The sequence below is a fragment of the Streptomyces sp. RB17 genome, from assembly GCF_009604455.1.
GTDB lineage: Bacteria > Actinomycetota > Actinomycetes > Streptomycetales > Streptomycetaceae > Streptomyces.
Genome location: NZ_WEGL01000001.1, coordinates 353637 through 370547, shown reverse-complemented (window position 1 = coordinate 370547; position 16911 = coordinate 353637). Strand labels below are relative to the sequence as shown.

The window sequence follows — 16911 nt, the reverse complement described above, 5'->3', positions numbered from 1 at the left end:
ACGCCTGATATAAGTAGTGGCCGACGAGAACGGCTGGGGCTTCTAAGGAGAGCCATGGGGCGGTCCACCAGCGTGGTGTCTGGGCAGGCGCCCTTCTCCACGCCGTACACACCTGTTCACCGCGAAGGCAGCCGGGCCCATGGGTACGGCGCGCTCTCCGTCTGCGTGGATCTCGCCGGCGCAGCGCTGCCCATGACGGCCGCGGTCCTCCGGGGCGGAGAGCCGCGTGCGCTGCTCCTGACCGGTGCCGCCGCCGTGTTGTGGCCCCTGATCGGAGTGGCGAGCAATCGCTACGCGTCCGGGATCCGGGCCGACACGGTCGATCTGCGGGCCGTGCTGAGGGACTGGCTGATCCTGGTCGGTGCCCTGGCCGTGCTGAGTGTGCTGTGCGGCCCGGGCGAGGGCCACATCGAAGCGTTCACCGCGCTGCTGCCGGTGCTGATCCTCACCGCGGCCTGCCAGAAGGTGATCCGCCGCCGGCTGCGGGCCGCCCGCAGGGACGCCCGCGCACTGCGTCGCGTCCTGGTCGTCGGCGAGGGCTCTTTGGTGGACGCCGTGGTCGCGCAGCTCGCTCAGCGCACCGACCACGGATACGTCGTCGTCGGCGCCTGCCCGGTGGGCGCGGCCCCGGTGTCCCCGGGGGTCACCGTATGCGCACGGCTGACCGGCGAGGCATCCCAGGCGCCGGAGACGGATGCGATGGGGGTGCTCGGTGCCCTCGACGAACTGGCGGCCGATGTGGTGTTCGTGGCGGTCAGCCGCCACATGTCGGGCGAGCGGCTGCGCCGGCTGTCCTGGGCGCTGCACGACCGGGGCTGCCCCCTCGTCGTGCTGCCCGGCATCGTCGACGTCGCACGCCGCCGGCTGCGGGCGGTCTCTGCCGCCGGACTGACGATGCTGCACATCGCGCCGCCCGCGCGCCACGGGATGCCGGCCCTGTTCAAGGCCGTCGTGGACCGCGTGGGCGCCCTGCTGCTGCTCCTCCTTCTCTCACCTGTGCTTGTCGCGGTGGGGCTGGCGGTTCGGCTCAGCTCACCCGGTCCCGCCCTGTACCGGCAGACGCGGGTGGGCCGGTACAACACGCATTTCTCCATGTGGAAGTTCCGCACCATGGTCGTGGGTGCGGACCGGCTCAAGAGCGAGCTGGAAGCGGCGAACGAGCACGACGGGCACATGTTCAAGATGCGGTGCGACCCCCGCATCACCCCCATCGGAGGCTTCCTGCGCCGCCACTCGCTCGACGAGCTGCCCCAGCTGTTCAACGTCCTGCTCGGCCACATGTCGCTGGTCGGGCCGCGTCCCCCACTGCCCGAAGAGGTCGTGAAGTACAACCCGGTGGAAAGTCGCCGGCTCAGCGTCAAGCCGGGGCTGACGGGGCTGTGGCAGGTGAGCGGACGCGCGGATCTGTCCTGGAACGAGACCGTCGCACTCGATCTGCGGTACATCGACAACTGGTCCCTGGCCGGAGACGTCAACGTGATGGCACGCACCGTGCGCGCGGTACTGGACGGCCAGGGCGCCTACTGAAAGGTACAGCGTCATGGCAGCACCATGGTCCCTGCGTGCTTTCACCGGTGCCGGATACGACAAGGGGCGGCCCCTGCTGGTCCAGGCCGCCTGGTTCGCCGTCCTGCACCTCGTCTTCGTCAAGTGGTGGTGCCCGGACCGCTGGCGTCCGGCGTTGCTGCGGGCCTTCGGCGCCCGGATCGGCCGGCGCGTGCTGATCCGGCACGGGGTGCGGGTGCACTGGCCGTGGAAGCTGGAGGTCGGCGACGACGTGTGGATCGGCGAGTCGGCCTGGATCCTCAACCTCGAACCCGTCACGATCGGCAACGACTGCTGCGTCTCGCAGGGCGCGCTGCTGTGCACGGGCAGCCATCTGCGCCGCTCCCCCGCCTTCGAGTACGACAACGGCCCCATCCGCCTGCGGCCGGCCAGCTGGGTCGCCGCCCGTGCGGTCGTCCTGCGCGGTGTCACCGTCGGTGAGGGCGCCGTGGTGGGCGCCGGTGCCGTGGCACACCGGGATCTGGCGCCGGGCACGGTCCTGACGGCGGGCGGCGGCGCGTCCGCGACGACTCCGTCCGCATCCGGGAAAGAGGTCAGCGCATGAGAGTGGTCCAGGTGGTCACGCTCGTCAGCGACGACGGGACCTTCGGGGGCCCGCCGAGTGTGGCGGTCGCCCAGTTGCAGGAGCTGGCCGAACGCGGCCACGACGTGCGGCTGGTGTCGTTGTGGCGGGGCGGCACGCCGGCTCCGCCCCGCATCGGCGCCGTGCCCTTCGTCTCCCGCCGGGCGCGGACCGTCGTCCCGGGACAGGGGTGCCTCGGCCTCATGCATCCCTCGCTGCTGTGGGACCTGTGGCGGACCATGGGCCGCGCCGACGCCGTGCATCTCCATGTGGGCAGGGACCTCGTGTCCCTTGCCGCGCTCGCGGTCGCCCGGCTGCGGCGCGTCGACTTCGTCGTCCAGACACACGGCATGGTCGAGCCCCGGACAGCTGCGGTCGCGCGCGTCTTCGACAGCGTCTACGTCCCCTTGCTCCGGCGGGCGCGCTGCTGCCTCGTGCTCACCGAACGGGAACGGCGGGCCCTGTCCGCCGTCCTGGGCACCGCGTGGCCACCGCTGGTGACGCTGGCCAACGGGTTGCGCCCGTCACCCCACGCGCGGCCCGAGCAGACGCGCGACACCCGCGAGGTGATCTTCCTGGCCCGGCTGCACCCACGTAAACGCCCCGAGGTGTTCGTGGAGATGGCGGCCCTGGTGCACAAGGAGATCCCGGAGGCGCGGTTCACCCTCTACGGCGCCGACGAGGGATCGCTGGGTCAGGTGGAGCAGCTCATCGCCGACCGCGGGCTGACCGATGTCGTGCGCTACGGCGGTCCGCTGGAACACTCCGCGGCGCTGGAGGCCTACCGCAAGGCCACCGTCTATGTCCTGCCCAGTGTGAACGAGCCGTTCCCCATGACGGTTCTGGAGGCGCTGGCCGAAGGAACGCCCGTCGTGTGCACGACCAGCTGCGGCATCGCGGAGGAACTGGCGGACAGGCAGGCCGCACAGGTCACCGACGGCAGCGCGGAGGCCCTGGCCGAGGCGGTGAGCCGGCTGCTCGCCGACGAAGGGCTGCGCCGGCGGCTGGTCGACGCCGGCCACCGGGCGGTCGAGGAGGTCTTCTCCATCCGCGCGGTGGTGGACCGGCTGGAGGCCGTCTACCGGGACCGGTCCCGCGGGAGGGATGCGTCTCGGCGCGCGGTGCGCTCCCGGTAACGGGGAGGACGGAACCGGCGGACGGTGTCCCGCGGGGACACCGTCCGCCGGCCGGGACGGCTGTGCCGGCTCAGCGCGCCGAGGTGCCGGTCGCCGTCCTGAGGATGTCCTCGAAGCGGGAGGCGGAGCCCTCCAGGGCGAACTCCCGCTCGGCCAGGACGCGGCTCTGCTTGCCCAGGGATGCGGCGAGTTCCGGGTCGGACAGGACGTCCCGGACCCAGTCGGCGGCGTCCTCCAACGAGGATTCGTCCGGCGGGAAGACCGCCGAGCCGGCCTGGTCGAGCAGCTGGGCGGCCAGGTTGTCGGCGGGCATCAGACCGAGAACCGGGCGCCCGGCGCACAGGTAGGACAGGGTCTTCGACGGGACCGAGAACAGCCCGGCGTCCCCTTCGAGAAGGACGACGAGCACGTCGCCCGTGCCCAGGACCTCGGGCAGCCTCCGGTAGGGCTGAAAGGGCAGCAGCGTCAGCTCGACCCCGCGGGCGGCGGCGGCCTCCTCGAGGACGGACACGGCCGGGCCCTCGTTGACGACGACGAGGCGCACCCGCTCGCCCCGCCGGCGCAGGCGCTCCACCAGCTGTACCAACAGCACGGGATTGTGCTTCAGACCCAGGGTGCCGGCGTAGAGCACGGTCTTCACGCCACTCAGCCACTGCTCCTGCGACCACGCGTTGTCCCTGGCCACGGGGACGATCTCGTCCAGCGGCGCCCAGTTGGGGATCACGGTGACCTTGTCGGCGGTGCCCCAGCGGCGGTGGACCTGGACGAAGGAGTCGGCGATCACCACGATGGCCGCGGACTGGCGTGCCGCCCACTTCTCGCCTGCCCCGAACACCTTCGCAGCGACGCCCATCGCGCCTGCGACGTCGGCGGCGGCGAAGCTCTCGAGCGCGACGGCGGTGATGTCCTGGTGCCACAGCACCCAGGGGATGCGCAGCCGCTTCAGGACCGCCGCGGTCACGGCGAGGACCGGGATGGGCAGGTTGGACAGCAGCGCCACGTCGGGCCGCTCACGTCCGACCTGCCGGGCCAGTTCGATGCCCAGCCGGGTCTCCTGGAAGAGCCGGTGGACATAGGCCTGCTTCCTCAGCACCATGCGCTCTCCGATGGTGGCGAAGCGCAGGCCGGCGACATCGGCCGCGAGATCACCCTTGCCGCTGCGATAGGCCGCGCAGGTCGAGTGGACCACCGCGTGTCCGCGGCGTGCCAGCTCCCGGCTGAGCTGGGCCTGGAAGGGGTGACCGCTGTAGTCGTGAACGAAGATCCTCATCGGCTTTTCGCGTCCTCGCACCCGGGCTCAGCCCTGGGTGCGCTTCACCTGGTCGTACACCCAGGCATAGGTCCTCTCCAGGCCGTCCGCGAGCGGGATCGAGGGCTCCCAGCCGTAGATCTCGCGGATCATGGTGTTGTCGGAGTTACGGCCGCGCACGCCCTGCGGCGCATCGGTCCGGTAGCTGCGCTCGCAGCGGATGCCCGCGATCCGCTCGACGACGTCGACGAGCTGGTTGATGGTCACCAGCTCCGAGGAGCCGAGGTTGACCGGAGCGCCGCTGTTCCCGCGCATGATCATCTGGGTGCCGTGCAGACAGTCGTCGATGTACATGAACGAACGGGTCTGCTGACCATCGCCCCAGATCTCGATCCGGTGGTCGCCCGAGAGCACGGCCTCGGCCACCTTGCGGCACACCGCGGCCGGGGCCTTCTCACGGCCGCCGGCCCATGTGCCGTGCGGGCCGTAGACATTGTGGTAGCGGGCGACGCGGGTGGTGAACCCGCAGTCCTCCGCGTAGTGCCGGCACATGCGCTCCGAGAAGAGCTTCTCCCAGCCGTAGCCGTCCTCCGGCTGCGCCGGGTAGGCGTCCTCCTCCTTGAGCGCGGTGACGTCCGGGTCCGTCTGCTTGCCGGCGGCGTAGACGCACGCGGAGGAGGAGTAGAAGTAGCGCTCGGCACCCGCCTGGTGTGCGGCCTGCAGCATGTGGGTGCTGGTGAGCACCGACATCATGCACGCGGCCTTGTTGTTCTCGATGAAGCCCATGCCGCCCATGTCCGCGGCCAACATGTACACGTGCCGAGCCCCTTGGACGCCCTCCCGCGCGCCGTCCAGGAGCGACAGGTCCGCGGTCACGTTCTCGGCGTCCTCGTGGACCTGGTACCACTCGTGCCGGGGCTTGATGTCGACGGATCGGACCGTCAGCCCCTGGGCCAGCAGGGCTCCCACGAGGTGCCCGCCGATGAACCCCCCGCCACCGGCTACGACGGCGTCTACCTGCTCGTTCATGGACAACTCCTCGGGTGAAGGGGGGGATCTGGGCTGCGGCCGGCCGTGTCACCGCCGAGGTCCGCTCGCCCAGAATATTCACTTACGTCCCTTTTGCCCGCATTGGCGCGCCCTCGGCTCCCGCATCCCCACTGCCGCCAACAGGGGCGGATCACGCCGGATTTATTCGCGCCTGAGACGATTTGCGGCCTAACGGCGCTATATCTCTGCCGGTGAGGTTTCCGCAGCGGCACTCGCCGACCATCCCCGTCCCGGTGCGGGGCACTCGCGTCCGCAACGTGCCCGCGGTCTGCGTCCTGGCCGTCGTACTGATCGTCCTGCTGCCGGTGCTGGTCCTTCGGCCGCACAACGGGCCACTGCCCCTGGCACTCGTGCTGCAGGGCGTCGTCGTGGCGCACGCCGGTGGCGCCCTCACCCGGGTGCTCACCGCGCCCAGGATCCGGCTCGTCGGCCTCGGCTTCTGGATGTTCTCCTACATCTGGCTGGGCCTGGCTCCCCTGCCGATGCTCGCCTCGGACACCTATCCCTGGCCCTACCGGGCCGGCGAGGAGACCTCCCTGCGGGCCGTGGCGCTGGTCGAACTGGGGTTGCTCGCCTACAGCGCCGGAACCGCCCTCGCCGCCCGGCGCTCACATCTCCGCGCCGTCCGGCCCGGAAGGCTGGAACGGCTGCTCGCGCGCCGCGTCTCCCCCTGGCGGGTCCTGCTGTTGTGCGGCTTCGCCCTGGCGGTGGCGGCGCTGCTGATTCCCGGTCAACCCGGTGGAATCGGCGCCTATTTCACCAGTCGCGAGGCCGTCCACGAAACCGGCGCCCTGGACGAGGGCCCGGACGCCTTCCTGCAGCCGCTGCGCAGCTGGTCCCTGTCCGTGCCCGCCTTCTGGGCCCTGCTGGGCCTGCTGCGCCTGCCGCGCCTGCCGAACGGTGACCGCCTGCTGCGCCGCCTGCGGTGGCTGCTGCTGCCCCTGCTCGCCGCGGTGAACCTCATCGTCAACAACCCCATCAGCAAGCCGAGGTTCTGGGCCGGCACGGTACTGCTGACGCTGCTGTTCAGCGTGCCCCGGCTGTGCCGGCCCCGGGCCTCCCGCGCCCTCGCCGTCGCGGTCCTCGCCACGGTGCTCGTCGTCTTCCCCTACAGCGACTACTTCCGCTACGACGACCGGCACGCGGTCTCCGTCGTCTCGCTGTCCGAGCAGTTCACCACCAAGGGCGACTACGACGCCTTCCAGCAGGTGCAGACGGGACTCGACTATGCGCGGGAGAACGGGTTCTCCCCCCGGCAGGCGCTCGGCCCGGTCTTCTTCATGGTGCCGCGCTCGGTGTGGCCCGACAAACCCGACGACACCGGCATCGCGCTGGCGCAGTACGCGGGTTACGACTTCCTCAACCTGTCGGCGCCCCTGTGGATCGAGAGCTACCTGTGGGCCGGACCGCCCGCCGTGGTCCTCGTGTTCTGCCTGCTGGGCGTGGCAGCACGCAGGATGGACGAGGTCCGGGACCGCCTGCTCGACCGGCCCGGCACCGTGGCGATTCTCGTGGTACCCGCCTTCGCCTTCTACCAGTTGATGTTCCTGCGCGGCAGCCTGCTCGGCATCACCGGCCCGATGCTGCTGCTGCTGACCGTACCGCTGCTCATCTCCGCGCCGGCTCGCCGGGCAGCCCGGCTCGCCACACCGTCGCCGCTGTCCGCCCCCACCCCACACGCATCACTTCCTCACGCAGGAGGACACCTGTGACCGGCCCCATCCCCTTCGACGACCGTTTCGACGAACCGGAACAGCTCCGCGAGCAACTGCGTCTGCTGCTGCGCCACCGCGTCGCGATGGCGCTGGGAGTCGCCCTGGGCCTGCTCGGCGGGCTGGCCGCGGCGTGGTACGGCGCCGGCACCTACAGCTCCACCAGTGAGGTTCTGGTCCGCCCCGGCGCCGACCCCTTCGACACGGTCAGCGTGCCCGTCGACAACCAGATCAGCATGACCACGGAAGAGCAGATCGCCGCCGGCGCGACCGTCGCCGTCCGTGCCGCGCACACCCTGGGGCAGCCGGAGAGCCGGGCCGGTGCCCTGCAGAACCATCTCCGGGTCACCAACCCGGGGAAGTCCCAGGTGCTGCGCTTCGAGTTCACCGCCGGTGGCCCGGCGCAGGCCGCACGGGGCGCCAACGCCTTCGCCGAGGCTTATCTCGCCGACCGCAGGAGCCGTAACGACGCGGCGGTGCGGCGGGCCGTCGCCGGCGTGGAGCAGCAGATCACCGCCCTGACCCGGCAGGCGAAGAAGGGCAGGGACGACAGCAGCGGCTCCTCCGCCGCGAACAGCGACATCAGCAGCCTGAGCAAGCGCAAGTCCGAGATCAGCGCTCGCGACACCGACGGTGGCGACGTCGTCCGTGAGGCCGTGGCACCCACCAGGCCCGCGGGGCCGGGGACGGCGAGCCTGGTCTTCCTCGGCCTGGCCGGAGGTGCCGTCCTGGGCGTCCTGCTGGCCTGGCTGTGCTCGGCCCTCGACAGCCGGGTACGGTCGGCCCGCGAGGTCCAGGCCGCCCTGGGCGCTCCGGTACTGGCCATCCTGCCCCCCGGCCCCCGCACGGGCGACGCCCTGCTGACCGTCGGCCGCACGGACGGCGCCCGGGCCCAGGCCTATCGGTCTCTGGCCGTCCGCACCGGGCTTTCGGGCGGCACCGGTTCCCTCCTCGTGGTGGCGCCGCAGGCCGACGACGCCGCCGGGGCGGTCGCCGCGAACCTGGCCGCGGCCTTCGCGGAGTGCGGCCGGCAGGTCGTGCTCGTGGACGCCGCCCCCGACACGCCCGGCCTCGCGGCCTGCCTGCCTCTGGTGCCGGCCGAGGAGCGCACCGGATCGGAGACCTCCCTGCCCGTGGGGGGCGTCCTCGTCGACGCGGGCTCCGCGGGACGGTTCGCCCTCTGCCCCGGTGACGCAGCCGGCCGTCCCCCGCACACCGACGAGTCCCCGGCGATGGACCAGGCGGCGTCCGGCACCGGCTCGCCCACCACGGTCATCGCCGGCAGGCCCCTGCTGGAGCACCCCCATGCGCTGGCGACGGCCCAGCACTGCGACGGTGTCCTGGTGGTCACCGGAAGTGACACCCGGCGGGACGACCTCAGGCAGGTGGGCGAACTGATCAGCTGCTCGGGCCTGCGCCTGCTGGGCGCCGTGGTCGACACCGGACGCGCGTGGCGCGCTGCCGCCCTGCTCCACCGCGCGCAGCCCCGCTCCGGGGCCGAGAGCGCCCTGCCGGCCACGCAGCCCGCGGGGGAGCACGACACGCTCACGGCCACCAGAGGATGACGGCGCCCGGGGCGGCGGCCCCTCCCGCCACCACCGGAGCCACTGCCCGCAGCACGGTCGCCGCCGCCGCCCGGGGCGGGCTGTGGGGCGCGGTGGGTTCCGTGACGAACGCCGTGTTCGCCTTCCTCCTGGTCGGCCTGATCACCCGGGCGGCCGGAGCCGAGGGAGCAGGGGCGATTTTCACGGGCGTCGCCGTGTTCACCATCGCCAGCAACGTCTGCAAGCTCGGCGCAGACACCGGACTCGTCCGTTTCATCCCCGGGGATCTCGCTCTCAACGGCGGCCGCTCGGTGGGCCCTTTGCTGCGCATGGCGGTGCTGCCGGCGGTGGCCGCCGCCACCGCGACCGCCGGGCTGCTGCTGTGCCCCGGTGTGGCCACGACGCTCCTGCCGCACCTGCCGCGCGCCGACGCGCTCGCCCTGATCCGGTTCTTCGGCCTGGTCCTGCCGGCTGCCACGGTCAGTCTCGTCCTGCTCGGCGCCACGCAGGGCTACGGCACGGTGGTGCCGTTCGTCTCCGTGGAACAGATCGGCAAGCCCGTGCTCCGGGTGCTGATCGCGGTGCCCGTGGCGTACTGGGCGCCCGGAATGCTGTCCCTGGCGGCGGCCTGGCTGCTGCCGGCAACGGCCGGCCTGGCGGCCGCGTGGCTGGGCCTGCGCCGCTGCCGGGCTCCGCACCCCACGGTGGCCCCCGCCCCCACGGCTGTCCCCGCGCGCGAAACGGCCGTGTCCTGGAGGGAGTTCTGGGTCTTCTCGGCACCTCGCGCGGTCTCCTCCGTCTTCGACATCAGCGCGGTCTGGGTCGGAGTCATCCTGCTGTCGGCGCTGGCCACCAACGCCGAAGCGGGCATCTACACGGCCATCGGCCGCGTCGTCACCGCGGGCACCCTCCTCCAACTCGCCGTACGCCTGGCCGTCGCGCCCCAGCTCAGCCGGCTCCTCGCCCTCGGCGAGGCGGCCGAAGCCCATCACCTGCACCGCATCTCGACCTGCTGGACCGTCCTCTTCTCCTGGCCGCTGTTCGTCCTGATCGCCGGCTTTCCGCGCACCGTCCTCGCCGTGTTCGGGCCGGAGTTCACGCAAGGAGCCCCCGCCCTGGTCATCCTGTGTGCCGCAGCCGTCGTCAATGTCGCGGTCGGCAACGCCCAGACGGTGCTTCTCATGGCCGGCAAGAGCGCCTGGCACCTGGCCTGCACCGCCGCGGCGTTCGCGGTGCAGCTCACCGTGGGCCTCCTCGCCGTACCCCGGTGGGGCATCCTGGGCGCGGCCGTCTCCTGGGGTGCGGCCGTCGTCGTGGAGAACCTCTCGGCCGCCCTGCTGGTCCGGCTGCGCCTCGGCTTCACGACCGTGGCCGCCGGCTACACACGCGCCCTCGGCATCGCCGCGGCCGTCTCGGTGGTGCTGGCAGGTCTGCGCACCCTGACGGGTGACACTCCGTCAGGACTCGCACTGAGCCTGACTATCGGAATGTTCGTATTTGGTACTTTCCTCTGGCGATACCGTACGCCGCTGGGAGTGAGCGAGCTGGCCCAGGTGCTGCGCCGTCGCACCGTGTGAGGTATCGCCCTCAACCTGCCCGCCCCTTTCCCCCGAGGTGTCTCTTGCACCAGAGCAAGCTCCGCGAGAAAGCGGTCACGGGTCCGGCTGCCGCCCTGATGTGCGCAGGCGCCCTGCTCTGCTCTCCCGCCGCCGCGGCCACGCCGCGCGAACCGGCGACGTTCTCCGCCGATCCGCTGCCCACCTGGCAGACGGACGGCATCGTCTGGTCCCTGGCCTACGCCCGCGGTGTCGTCTACGCCGCGGGCAGCTTCCACGCCGTCCGCCCGCCGGGTGCCGCCGCCGGCACCCGGCAGATCCCACGGCACAACTTCGCCGCCTTCGACGCCGTGACCGGGCGGCTGCTGCCCTGCTCCCCCTCCTTCACCGGCGGCGTCGGCCCGTACAGCGGTGGCACGGTACGGGCCCTGAAAGCCTCCCCCGACGGGCGGGTCCTGTACGTGGGCGGCAACTTCGGCCACGTCGGTTCCGCGGCCGTGGCCAACGCCGTGGCCCTCGACACCGCCCACTGCACCCTGCGCAAGGACTTCCGGCCCGCGGTGTCCGCCACCGTCCGCGCCATCGACACGACCGGGAAAACGGTGTACCTCGGCGGCGACTTCGACCAGGTCGACGGCCAAAGCAGGCATCGCGTCGCCGCCCTGTCCCGCACGGGTTCCCTCCTGCCCTTCAAGGCGGACGTCGACCTTCCCGTCCGTGCCCTGGCGGCCGTTCCCGGGCAGCACGAGCTCCTGGTCGGAGGCGACTTCGAGTGGGTCAACGGCGCACAGGCCCACTCCCTGGTCGCGCTGGACGGCACCGACGGAGCGACGGTGCGCACCTTTCCGGGCTGGCTGCCACCCGGTTCCAGGGTCAAATCGATCGCCCCGGGCACCTCCCGCTTCTACATCGGCGCCGAGGGGGATGGGCTGGGCGTCTTCGACGGACGCATCGCGGGCCGGCTCCGTGACGGCACGATGGTGTGGAAGGACACGTGCCTCGGCGCCACGCAGGCCGTGCTGCCCCACAACGGTGTCCTCTACAGCGCCTCCCACGCGCACGACTGCTCCCGGACCCCCGGAGGCTTTCCCGAACGAGGCATCCGGCACACCCTCCTGGCGCAATCGGTCACCGACAGGAGAATCCTGCACTGGTTCCCCGACACCGACGGCGGACTCGGCGAGGGAGTGGGTCCACGCGCCCTGACCGTGGCGGGGAGCACCCTGTGGGTCGGAGGTGAGTTCACCCGGGTCAACGACCGGCCACAGCAGGGACTCACCCGCTTCGGCACCGCGGCCCCCGCGAGCGTGCCCCGGGCCCCCGCGCTCAGGCTCCTGTCCACACGCCCCGGGGAGGTCACCCTCGGCTGGCGTGCCGCGTGGGACCGCAACACCTCGGCCCTGACGTACCGGCTCTACCGGGACGGAAAGCTGATCTCCCGGCAGACCGCGGCATCCACGTCCTGGGAACTGCCGGACATGAGCTACACCGACTCCGTGGCCGCCGGCACCCGCCACCGGTACGCGATCGAGGTCACGAACGCCACCCGCACCTCCCCCCGGCCCTCCTCGCTGTCCGTGACGGTGCCCGCGCGGGGCGGCCGGACGAACGGGACGTGACAGCCGTGGAAACGACACTCACCGGGTATGCGCCCGGCGTCTGGGACCTGTTCCACATCGGGCACCTCACCATCCTGCGCGAGGCACGCCAGCGCTGCGACCGCCTCGTGGCAGGAGTGGCCTCCGACGAGCTGACCAGTCACCTCAAAGGCAGGCCGCCGGTGATCCCGCTGGCCGAGCGTCTGGAGATCGTCCGCGGTGTCCGGCACGTCGACGACGTCGTCGTGGAGACGCACGGGGACAAACTGCAGATCTGGAAGCAGGTCGGCTTTCACGTCGTGTTCAAGGGAGACGACTGGAAGGGCACCCCGAAATGGGACATCCTCGAACGCCGTTTCGCGAAGGTCGGTGTAGAAGTCGTCTACTTCCCCTACACCGTCCACACCTCAAGCACGCTACTGCGCAGCGTGCTGGAGCTCATGCAGCTCGCGAAACCACTTCAGCAAGAAGGCGGGCAGGAAGAGGACATGAGCCACTGTCAGCAAGCAGTACAGGGCAAGGAAGAGGTCCGGACTGCCCAGAAATAGGAAGCAGACGCAGGTCGTGCCGTAGTCGACGGGCAGGAGCAGGACAGATCCCCACGCCGAGGCGGCACCCCGCCCCGTCCCCGCCACCACCCGGCCCTTGAGCTGCTGCGTGAGAATACCGGCGAAGAAGATCACCACCGCCGCGACCTGGAACACCATGGGCGCCAGCAGGAAAAGCGGGTCGGGAAGGGCGAAGAAACGGTAGAACGCCACCAGCACCACCAGATGCAGAGTGACGATCTTGACGCAGTCCAGCACATGGTCCAGCCATTCGCCCGACATGCTCGTGGCGCTCCGGCTCCGCGCGAGCTGACCGTCCGCGGCGTCCAGGGCGAAGCCCAGGGCCAGGGCCACGCCGACACAGACCGACATCACGGGCTCGGGCCGCAGCAGGGCCACGGCCGCCAGGGCGGGAAAAGTGAACAGGGCACCGAGCAGCGTCAGCTGATTGGGGGTCGCACCGACCTGGAAGGCGAGCGCCGCCATCACACGGCCGGCCGGGCGATTGACGAACCGGGTGTAGACCGACACCCCCTTCGCCGGCTTCTGTGCCGTCGACAGTTGCCTCAGCATCTCCGCGAACTCGGCCATAACCCTCCTTGGTGACAACCACGTGAGAAAGGAAGGCAACTATGACAGAAGTGAGTGGCGATAAGGCCCAAAATCGTCGGGGTATTCTGCGCGGCGGAACATCGTTGCTGGTCGCGGCGGCCCTGCCCGCGAGCAGCGCTTGCGCCAAAAGTGCGTCCGCCAAAGACAAGCGCGTCGGGCCGATGTCGTCGATCAACGTCGTCGATCTCGGCGCCGTGGGCGACGGATGCACCGATGACACACGGGCATTCGAAACCGCCTACGCTCTCGCCGCCGCCCACGTCCGCGACGGGGTCGGCCGGCTGGTGGTGGAGATTCCCGCCGGCGACTTCCTCATCACCCGCCCGTACGCCCTGCTGAACGGCGTCGCCCCGCCCCGGCCCGCGAACGGTCTGCGCTTCGTCGGGGCGGGCAAGAACATGACCACCCTCGTCTTCCGCCCGGGCACCGGCCCGGGCTCCTACTTGTGCCGCAACGAGGACAGCTGGGCGAACATCTCCTTCGAGCGCATGCAGTTCCGCTCCGCAACACCGGGCGCGTCCTTCTTCAGTTCGTACTCCACCGGGGAGGCCCAGGACTACCGGTTCTACGAGTGCGAGTGGCTCGGGGAATGGGAGTACGGCCTGGCCCTCGACGGAACGAACACCAACTCGGAGATGCTGTGGCAGGCCTGCACGGTCGCCGGCAGCTACCGAAGGGCGTTCCTCTACTCGGGGCTCACCGGGCACAAGCAAACCAGCCCGAACGACCAGGACCAGTTCCTGAACTACTGGTTCACCGACATAAAGGTCGAATACGAGTGGGGCAACTTCCTTGAGTTCCCCTACGGCGGATCCATCACCTGCCGCGGCGGCTCCTACATCATCACCGGCAAACGCCCTGTGAGCACCAAGGAGTACGGCACCACCAGCACCTTCTTCCGCTTCCCGGTCAGCGAGCACCACGACTCGGTGCAGCGCTTCCACGCCCAGGACATCCGGTTCGAGGTGCGCAACCCGGACGCGCGGGTCATCGACTGCGTGTGGAGCAGCGGAACGGTCCACTTCACCGACTGCGACGACACCGCGAACGCCTTCAAGGACTTCTCCGCCGAAGTCCGCCCGCACCAGTACACGGTGGGCCCGCGGGGACCTCTGATCCGCTACGACTCCTGCCAGCTCGTGGGCCGCCACCAGTACCGGACGACCCACCGGCAGGAGGCCCTGCCGACCGTCGTCCGCTACGACATGTGCCTGCTGCGGAACCACCCCCGGGCCGAGTTCGCCGTCACCGACGGCCCCGGCCCCGCCCCCTTCGTACGGTTCATCGACTGCATCGACACCGGGTCCACGGGCGCCATGGCCCCCCCGGCTGCGCCCACCACCCCCGCGGCGTCGCCCGGCCCGGCCCCGCCCAGACGCTGAGGGGGGCTCGGGACGTTCCGGGCCCCCCTCAGCCGTGGGTCGCTCAGGAGTAGTTGGTGGGCTTGAGACAGAAGTCGATGCGGGTGAGGTGCGCGTACTTGCCGTTCGACTTGACCGGGGCGTGCAGCGGTCCGTCCGCGGCGATGCCGCCCGGGTGACCGTTCGAGCTGTCGTAGGTGAACACGCTGGACCCGGCCGTGCCACCCGTGGCGGTGACCCTGACAGCGGCACGGTGAGCGGATCCGGGGATGCTGAAGCTGAACACCTGGCCCTGGTTGGTGCTGCTGACGGTGAGCTGGAAGCGGCCGTCACCGGGGATCGCCACGTTCCTGGTCGCGGGGCTGGTCACGCTGACCGCGGTCGTGCCCGAGGGGCAGGGCGGCGGAGGTGGCGGCGTCTGGCACGCGCACCCGGACGTGGGGGGCTTCGTCTGGCACGACGAGCACCCGGTCGTGGGGGTGGTCGTCGTCTTGCACGACGTGCACGCCTGCGCCGCTCGGGGCACGGCGTAGGCCGACGCGGGGCCGACAGCGGTGCCGAATGCCACGGTCGCGGTCAGGCCGGCGCCGACGAGCCCCGCTCCCCAACCCAATCGCCGTGAACGCGCCTTTGTTCGGGCAGCTACTCGCATGACGAGCACTCCTCCTCGTTGCCTGGGTACCAGAGCTCGGGTACCTGATCTCGCCCGACATTCGCACGAATAACATGCCGTCGCGGCTTACGACTCCTTTTCCTAGGCCATTCGAGCTTCAGTAAGAGCCTGAAGGGCTGAGCGCGCCGTCGCGGCGCCGCGGTATCCGGGGGCCGGCTGTCTACTTTCGAGTTCCATGCATCCAAGGAAAAGCATGGCCAGGACCGCCACCACGGCTTCCGCAGTGGTCCTCCTCGCGGCCGCATCGCTCACCTCCGCTTTCGGCGCGCAGGCGCGCGAGACAAAGAGCCTGCGCGAGGTGAAAACGCCGCGTAGCGAGAAGTCACTGCATGGTGAAACCACTCTGACCGCCGCCCCGTTGGCCACCTGGCAGACGGACGGCATCGTCTGGTCGGTCGAGTACGCACGCGGTGTGGTGTACGTCGGCGGCACCTTCGGCCGCGTCCGCCCGCCCGGCGCGAAGCCCGGCCGGAAGGAGGTCGCCCGGAAGAACTTCGCCGCGTTCGACGCGGTGACCGGCAAACTGCTGCCGTGCGCCCACTCCTTCACGGGGAGCGCAGGGACGGTACGGGCGCTGAAGGCGTCGCGCGACGGCAAAGTGCTGTACGTCGGCGGGTCGTTCGGCAGGGTCGACCACACCGGAGTGGCCAGTGCGGTCGCGCTCAACACGGCCGACTGCTCGCTGCGGCGGGACTTCCGCCCCGCCGTGGCGGCGCCCGTACGGGCCATCGAGACGACCGGCACGACCGTGTACCTGGGCGGCGACTTCACGGTCGTCGACGGCCGGGAGAGAAAGCGCGTCGCGGCGTTCAGCCGCGGCGGCGTCCTGCTGCCGTTCAAGGCCGACGTCGACGAACCGGTCCGGGCCCTCCTCGCCGCGCCCGACCGTGACCAGGTGCTCGTCGGCGGCACCTTCCACAACGTCAACGGCAGGCCGGCGCAGGCACTGGTCTCGCTGAATCCCACGACCGGTTCGACGGTGAAGTCGTTCCCGGGCTGGCTGCCGGAGCGATCCGCGGTGACGTCGCTGACCCGCAACGGCAACCGCTTCTACCTGGGAGCCGAGGGCGAGGGGACGGGCATCTTCGACGGCCGTATCGCGGGCCGGCTGTCCGACGGCACGATGGTCTGGAAGGACACCTGCCTGGGCGCCACCCAGGACGTCCTCGTGTACAAGGACGTCCTGTACAGCGCATCCCACGCCCACTACTGCGGCCTCACCCGCGGAGGCTTCCCCGACGGACCCCGACGGCATTTCCTCGCTCAGTCGACCCGTGACAAGACCATCCTGCACTGGTTCCCCGACACCGATGACGGAATCGGTGAGGGAGTCGGCCCCCGAACGCTCGTGATGGCCGGCGGAATCCTCTGGGCGGGCGGCGAGTTCACCATGGTCAACGGCAAACACCAGCAGGGTCTCACGCGCTTCGGTGCCGGCCCCGGCGACACCGCCCCGGAAGCGGCGCCCCGGCTCACGGGCGAGCGCGCTCGCACCGGAAAGGTGAAACTCACCTGGCGGGCCACATGGGACAGGGACGACGCGGAGCTGACGTACCTGATCTACCGGGACGGTGTTCTGGTGGCCTCGCCGAAGCGGCGGTCGGTCGAATGGGACCGGCCGACCATGACGTACACGGATTCCGTCCCTGCCGCCTCCCACCACCGCTACACGATCGCCGTCACCGACGGAAGGCGCACGACGCCCCGCTCGAAGCCGCTCGACGTGACCGGCTGAAGGAGCCGG

General features: G+C 70.9%; 14 protein-coding genes and 1 pseudogene. 11 read left to right on the top strand and 4 right to left on the bottom strand.

What is annotated here, in order from left to right; translation table 11 throughout:
• Positions 1–54: 54 nt before the first annotated feature.
• The 3 genes from SRB17_RS01720 to SRB17_RS01710 are packed head-to-tail and all read left to right on the top strand — an operon-like array spanning position 55 to position 3264.
• Entirely contained in the window at positions 55–1527 is a 1473-nt protein-coding gene (locus SRB17_RS01720) for a sugar transferase (RefSeq protein ID WP_153533970.1), read from the top strand.
• 13 nt (positions 1528–1540) lie between these two features.
• Complete coding sequence (locus SRB17_RS01715; protein ID WP_153533968.1) at positions 1541–2110, top strand: DapH/DapD/GlmU-related protein; 570 nt, start codon at positions 1541–1543, stop codon at positions 2108–2110.
• Positions 2107–3264, top strand: coding sequence for a glycosyltransferase (locus SRB17_RS01710; protein WP_153533966.1), 1158 nt, complete (start codon positions 2107–2109; stop codon positions 3262–3264). Before SRB17_RS01715 ends, SRB17_RS01710 begins: the two co-directional genes overlap by 4 nt.
• Positions 3265–3334: 70 nt before the next feature.
• Here the strand turns inward: SRB17_RS01710 and SRB17_RS01705 are convergent, their stop codons facing one another.
• Both SRB17_RS01705 and SRB17_RS01700 read right to left on the bottom strand, forming a co-directional pair.
• Entirely contained in the window at positions 3335–4534 is a 1200-nt protein-coding gene (locus SRB17_RS01705; RefSeq protein WP_153533964.1) for a glycosyltransferase family 4 protein, read from the bottom strand.
• Between the two features lie 27 nt (positions 4535–4561).
• Complete coding sequence (locus SRB17_RS01700) at positions 4562–5542, bottom strand: NAD-dependent epimerase/dehydratase family protein (RefSeq protein WP_153533962.1); 981 nt, start codon at positions 5540–5542, stop codon at positions 4562–4564.
• Positions 5543–5754: 212 nt separating this feature from the next.
• Between SRB17_RS01700 and SRB17_RS01695 the strand changes: the two genes are divergently transcribed.
• From SRB17_RS01695 to SRB17_RS01675, 5 genes are read left to right on the top strand one after another with little or no spacing between them, the layout of a single operon-like run.
• A complete protein-coding gene (locus SRB17_RS01695) occupies positions 5755–7275 on the top strand; it encodes a hypothetical protein (RefSeq protein ID WP_323374834.1) in 1521 nt (506 codons plus the stop codon).
• A complete protein-coding gene (locus tag SRB17_RS01690) occupies positions 7272–8840 on the top strand; it encodes a hypothetical protein (protein ID WP_153533960.1) in 1569 nt (522 codons plus the stop codon). Before SRB17_RS01695 ends, SRB17_RS01690 begins: the two co-directional genes overlap by 4 nt.
• Entirely contained in the window at positions 8837–10396 is a 1560-nt protein-coding gene (locus SRB17_RS01685; RefSeq protein WP_153533958.1) for an oligosaccharide flippase family protein, read from the top strand. The genes SRB17_RS01690 and SRB17_RS01685 overlap by 4 nt, the downstream gene beginning before the upstream one ends.
• Positions 10397–10440: 44 nt before the next feature.
• A complete protein-coding gene (locus SRB17_RS01680) occupies positions 10441–11994 on the top strand; it encodes a fibronectin type III domain-containing protein (protein ID WP_228395812.1) in 1554 nt (517 codons plus the stop codon).
• Between the two features lie 5 nt (positions 11995–11999).
• Positions 12000–12521 carry an adenylyltransferase/cytidyltransferase family protein gene (locus SRB17_RS01675; protein WP_323375103.1) on the top strand — a complete coding sequence of 174 codons (522 nt, stop codon included), beginning with the start codon at positions 12000–12002 and terminating at the stop codon, positions 12519–12521.
• On the opposite strand, the pseudogene SRB17_RS01670 reads toward SRB17_RS01675, so the two are convergent.
• Positions 12417–13112: pseudogene (locus tag SRB17_RS01670) on the bottom strand (CDP-alcohol phosphatidyltransferase family protein); the annotation flags it as partial. The gene SRB17_RS01675 and the pseudogene SRB17_RS01670 overlap by 105 nt on opposite strands.
• 182 nt (positions 13113–13294) lie before the next feature.
• On the opposite strand from SRB17_RS01670, the gene SRB17_RS01665 reads away from it, so the two are divergent.
• A complete protein-coding gene (locus tag SRB17_RS01665) occupies positions 13295–14515 on the top strand; it encodes a glycoside hydrolase family 55 protein (protein WP_228395811.1) in 1221 nt (406 codons plus the stop codon).
• Positions 14516–14558: 43 nt separating this feature from the next.
• On the opposite strand, the gene SRB17_RS01660 is transcribed toward SRB17_RS01665, so the two are convergent.
• On the bottom strand, positions 14559–14780 hold the full coding sequence (locus SRB17_RS01660; protein WP_153533954.1) for a hypothetical protein: 222 nt from the start codon (positions 14778–14780) through the stop codon (positions 14559–14561).
• Here SRB17_RS01660 and SRB17_RS01655 point away from each other — a divergent pair.
• A complete protein-coding gene (locus SRB17_RS01655) occupies positions 14764–15027 on the top strand; it encodes a hypothetical protein (RefSeq protein ID WP_153533952.1) in 264 nt (87 codons plus the stop codon). The genes SRB17_RS01660 and SRB17_RS01655 overlap by 17 nt on opposite strands.
• Before the next feature lie 333 nt (positions 15028–15360).
• Complete coding sequence (locus SRB17_RS01650; RefSeq protein ID WP_228395810.1) at positions 15361–16902, top strand: fibronectin type III domain-containing protein; 1542 nt, start codon at positions 15361–15363, stop codon at positions 16900–16902.
• Positions 16903–16911 lie beyond the last annotated feature (9 nt).